The sequence below is a fragment of the Kitasatospora sp. NPDC047058 genome, assembly GCF_040643935.1.
Lineage (GTDB): Bacteria > Actinomycetota > Actinomycetes > Streptomycetales > Streptomycetaceae > Kitasatospora.
This window is the reverse complement of record NZ_JBEYVJ010000932.1, coordinates 1-1,130: the sequence shown is the minus strand read 5'-3', so window position 1 is coordinate 1,130 and position 1,130 is coordinate 1. Positions and strand designations below refer to the sequence as shown.

Genomic DNA, 1,130 nt, shown 5'->3' with positions numbered 1-1,130 from the left:
CGTCGGTCAGCCGCAGCAGGGCTTGCACTCCTTGACCTGGACGTTGTCGAGCACCGGGCCGTACGCCCCGGCGACGGTGCTGGTGAAGCCCAGGGTGGTGGACGTGCCCTGCGCGACGAAGGTGAACTGCCGGCCCACGTAGCCCATGGCGGCCCTGGTCCTGCCGGTGACGTCGAAGGAGAAGTCCTGGAAGTCCTGGCCGTCGATCCGCGCCCGGCCGGTCCGCAGGGCCGGCCCGCCGTCGGGGTTGCCGGCCAGCGCGTAGGTGACGGAGTAGGTGGTGCCCGGGACGGTGGTGAAGCTCTGGGCGACGGCGCCGCTGTTGGAGCCGTTCAGGTCCAGCGACTGGTCGCCTTCGGCGGCCTGCCAGAACCCGGCACCGATCAGGTCGACGCTGCCGGCGGTGACCGTCCACGGGCCGAGGCCCTGGCCGGCGCTCAGCGTGGTGAAGGCGTTCGCCGGGGCCTTGGGGGTCTCGAAGCTGCCGTCGTCGAAGTGGCTGAGGGCACGGTGGCCGCCGGCGGCCTGGGCCGGGCCGGCGAGGGCGGTGGTGCCGGCGACGAGCAGGGCGACGACGGCGGTGCGGGTGCGCAGGGTCGGCATGGGTGGCCCTCCAGGGGCTGCGGTGGAATCGGCCGGTGATCGGCTGTGCACAGAGCGTCAGCCGTCGCGATGATCCCTGCCAAGGCCGGACGGGTGGCGCCCGGTGGTGCGGAGCGCGGCCGCGCGGGCTCTCACGCGCTGGTTTGGACGGCTGCGGACCGGCCGCGCAGGGCCGGGCGAGCCATTCCGGGCGGCCGGTTCCCATCGAAATATCGTCAGACGGGAGGCCCCGCCCGGGGGAGTGGGACGGGCCGTGCACGCCCCTGACCTGCCGTGCACGCGGGCCCCGGGCCGATCGCGCGGCCTCCACCTGCGGGTGCGGGCGCGCTCGAAGGCTCCGTGGGCCACCTCCCTCAGGGGCCGGGTGCGCACGCGCCGGTGAAGACGGGCGGGCTGCTCGGGGCGTTGCCGAGCAGCCCGCCGCAGCAGGGTCAGATGCTGTCGGAGAGCCAGACCCGGCCGGCCGCGATCGGCCGGTCCGCCACCGTGTGCGGCGACGTGGAGGTGACGCTCCAGCGGTAGCCGGC

1 protein-coding gene is annotated in these 1,130 nt (G+C 75.0%); it reads right to left on the bottom strand.

What is annotated here, in order from left to right:
* Window positions 1-6 precede the first annotated feature (6 nt).
* Entirely contained in the window at window positions 7-603 is a 597-nt protein-coding gene (locus ABZ885_RS41735) for a choice-of-anchor C family protein (protein WP_360200506.1), read from the bottom strand.
* Window positions 604-1,130 lie beyond the last annotated feature (527 nt).